Genomic DNA, 3,721 nt, shown 5'->3' on the forward strand with positions numbered 1-3,721 from the left:
ACACAGGAAAACTCAGCAATTATAGTAACTATTTTAGAAAAATTAATAAAGCAGCAAATAGATACTACTATAGCTTCTGAGTTGATAAAAAATTCTCAGACCAATAAATTTAACCTTGGTGATGAGTTAATTAAAAATGAATTTGGGATTAATAATTTTATTTATCTAGTATGCGAAGGTAGAGTAAGAATTTTAGCTTTTGACTCAGAACAACAAGAAGAAATACCAGTAGATGTTTTAGAAACAGGAAAAATATTTGGTGGAGACCATTTATTCGCAGACAATATCAAACTTTATCGGGCGATCGCTGCCAGTCAAGGCCAAATAGCAAAAATTGACCTGACCAAACTACAACCATTACTCAAAAAACTACCCCAACTGGAACAAAACCTACAGGAACAAACACAACAACGACAATGCCAAATCTTTCTTAAAACTTGCACAGAATGGCGATCGCTCCCAAGTCATCAACTACGTCCCATATTGCCCCACTTTCAGCAAATACAAATACCCGCAGGAGAAAAACTCACAACAGTAACTCCAGGGGAAACCGCACATTATTGGCTAAATGGTGGTCAAATTTCTACAACCGAAACTGAAATACCAACCTTTCCCAGTTGGGGTTATCCTGAAAAAACACCTACAGACTGGCAAGCAGAAACACAACTATCACTTTACAAACTACCTAAACAACAATGGGATGAACTTACATCCTTATTAACGAACCCAAATAAAACTCCTCTGAAGAAATCAGTCACCATCCATTCTCCACAAATCACCACTGCCAATACCCCAGAGCCAACCCCAGAAAAATCTCAGTCCCCACCCAAAGAAAACAAAGTTCTTTTTCCAAAACCAATTAACCGCCGAGTGCTGGATATTTTTGCCCACTATCCAATGATTTTCCAGCAATCATCCTCAGATTGTGGGGCAGCTTGTTTAGCTATGATTAGCCAATATTGGGGTAAACGCTTCAGTATTAACCAACTACGAAACTTGTCGAATGTGGGGCGCTCCGGTGCTTCCCTCAAAAATCTCGCTAAAGCAGCAGAAAGTCTAGGATTTCAATCTAGACCTGTACGAGCATCTCTAAGTCGTCTAGAAGAGCAAACAGATCCTTGGTTTGCTCACTGGGAAGGAATGCACTATGTGGTTGTCTACAAAGTAAAAGGTAAACAAGTTTTAATTGCAGACCCAGCAATGGGCAAAAAATGGTTAAGTCGTTCAGAATTTCTGGGAAGTTGGAGTGGTTACGCCCTGCTATTGCAGCCTACTCAAGAATTACGAAATGCTGAAACAGGTAAAGTATCTCTAGGCAATTTCTTCAATGTTTTGTGGCCATATCGCAATACTATCCTGCAAATTATTCTGATGTCTGTATTGATTCAAGTATTTGGCCTCGTCACACCCTTCTTTACCCAAGTTATTCTTGACCAAGTAGTTGTTAACAAAAGTCTCAGTGCCCTCAATATTTTTGCTTTAGGGAGTTTAATGTTTGGAATTGGAGGTCTTGCCCTGGGAATAACCAGACAATATTTACTTCAGTATTTTTCCAATCGAGTTGATCTGACTATGGTTTCTGGTTTNTGTCTGTATTGATTCAAGTATTTGGCCTCGTCACACCCTTCTTTACCCAAGTTATTCTTGACCAAGTAGTTGTTAACAAAAGTCTCAGTGCCCTCAATATTTTTGCTTTAGGGAGTTTAATGTTTGGAATTGGAGGTCTTGCCCTGGGAATAACCAGACAATATTTACTTCAGTATTTTTCCAATCGAGTTGATCTGACTATGGTTTCTGGTTTTATCAGTCACGCTTTGAGATTACCGATGAAATTTTTTGAATCTCGGAGGGTGGGTGACATTATTACCAGGGTTCAAGAAAATCAGAAAATTCAACGTTTTCTGATTCGTCAGGTGGTGATGTCTTGGTTAGATTTTCTCACCGGGATGGTTTATTTGGGATTGATGTTTTATTACAACCCAAAGTTAACTTTATTGGTCTTGGCCTTGATTCCACCGATAGCTATTTTAACTTTGGTTGCTACTCCTTTTTTGCGCAAGGTGTCGCGGGAAGTTTTTAATGCTGCCGCAGATCAAAATTCATCTTTGGTGGAAATGATGACCGGAGTATCTACAATCAAAGCTACGGCAACTGAAAAGGAGTTACGCTGGCGGTGGGAAGAGGATTTAACTAAGTCTCTGAATGTTGGTTTTAAGGCCCAAAAGTTGGGAAATCTTTTACAGTTTAGCAATGGGTTAATTAATAGTATTGGTAGTACAGTTTTACTCTGGTTTGGATGTTTTTCGGTGATTCAGGGGGAACTGAGTATTGGTCAGTATGTGGCTTTTAATATGATGATTGGTAAGGTGATTACCCCGTTTATGGTGTTAGTGAATCTGTGGGATGAGTTGCAGGAGATTTGGATTTCTGTGGAAAGGTTGAATGATGTGTTGGGAGCAGAACCTGAAGAGATACCTGGCAAGGAAATGTTCGCGTTGCCACGGTTACGGGGAGATGTGAAGTTTGAGAATGTTACCTTTCGTTATGATGAAGACCAGGAGAGGAATACACTTCAGAATATTTCTTTTGATGCCAGAGCGGGGCAGACTATTGCTATTGTGGGGCGCAGTGGGTCTGGTAAAAGTACCTTGGTGAAGTTGTTGCAGAGTTTGTATTATCCCAACAGTGGGCGAATTTTAATTGATGGCCATGATATTCGTAATGTTTCGCCTCCGTCTTTGCGATCGCAACTTGGTGTTGTGCCTCAAGACTGTTTTTTGTTTTCGGGGACTATTGTGGAAAATATTAGTATGTATGGTGATGATGTACCTTTATCAGAGGTGATAGAGGTGGCAAAACTGGCAGAGGCTCATAGTTTTNTTGTTGCAGAGTTTGTATTATCCCAACAGTGGGCGAATTTTAATTGATGGCCATGATATTCGTAATGTTTCGCCTCCGTCTTTGCGATCGCAACTTGGTGTTGTGCCTCAAGACTGTTTTTTGTTTTCGGGGACTATTGTGGAAAATATTAGTATGTATGGTGATGATGTACCTTTATCAGAGGTGATAGAGGTGGCAAAACTGGCAGAGGCTCATAGTTTTATTCAGGATATGCCTTTGGGATATAACACTAAAGTGGGCGAGCGGGGCTCGTCTCTATCAGGGGGGCAACGTCAACGGGTGGCGATCGCCCGCGCTTTATTGGGTGACCCTCGAATTGTGATTTTGGATGAGGCGACTAGCTCTTTGGATACTGACTCAGAGCGGAGGTTTCAGGAGAATTTAGCCAGGATTAGTCGGGATCGGACTACTTTTATTATTGCTCATCGTCTATCTACGGTCAGAAATGCCGACCAAATTTTAGTTATAGATAAAGGAATTTTGTTGGAGCAAGGTACTCATGAGGAATTGATAGCTCTTGGTGGGTTGTATTATCACTTAGCCCAACAACAGCTTGACCTTTAATTCTAAAAATGGTAATAACACACCGAGTAAATACTGAATTTATGTAAATATGTGTTACATTTATTTCTGAAAGTCGATCGACTTTTATCCGTTTACTTTACTAATTATTCAAAGATAAATTAATCTTAAAAGATATATTTCTCACGGTCAATCTATTTTTGAAATCCGAAAAAATTAAGAATTGTAGATATAAAATTATGAAGAGTTTGTGGAAAATTTTTACATAGATAAAAAAACTTAAACTATTACTTATATT

2 protein-coding genes and 1 pseudogene are annotated in these 3,721 nt (G+C 39.3%); all 3 read left to right on the forward strand.

What is annotated here, in order from left to right:
- Positions 1 to 81: 81 nt before the first annotated feature.
- On the forward strand, positions 82 to 1,586 hold a 1,505-nt coding region (locus AFK68_RS44390; RefSeq protein WP_371357257.1), incomplete at its 3' end, for a cysteine peptidase family C39 domain-containing protein.
- A gap of 9 nt (positions 1,587 to 1,595) precedes the next feature.
- On the forward strand, positions 1,596 to 2,879 hold a 1,284-nt coding region (locus AFK68_RS34615), incomplete at its 3' end, for a peptidase domain-containing ABC transporter (RefSeq protein WP_371357258.1).
- Position 2,880: 1 nt separating this feature from the next.
- Positions 2,881 to 3,465: pseudogene (locus AFK68_RS44395) on the forward strand (ATP-binding cassette domain-containing protein); the annotation flags it as partial.
- Positions 3,466 to 3,721 lie beyond the last annotated feature (256 nt).

Origin of the sequence: Hydrocoleum sp. CS-953 (genome assembly GCF_002260545.1) — a bacterium.
GTDB lineage: Bacteria > Cyanobacteriota > Cyanobacteriia > Cyanobacteriales > Microcoleaceae > Trichodesmium.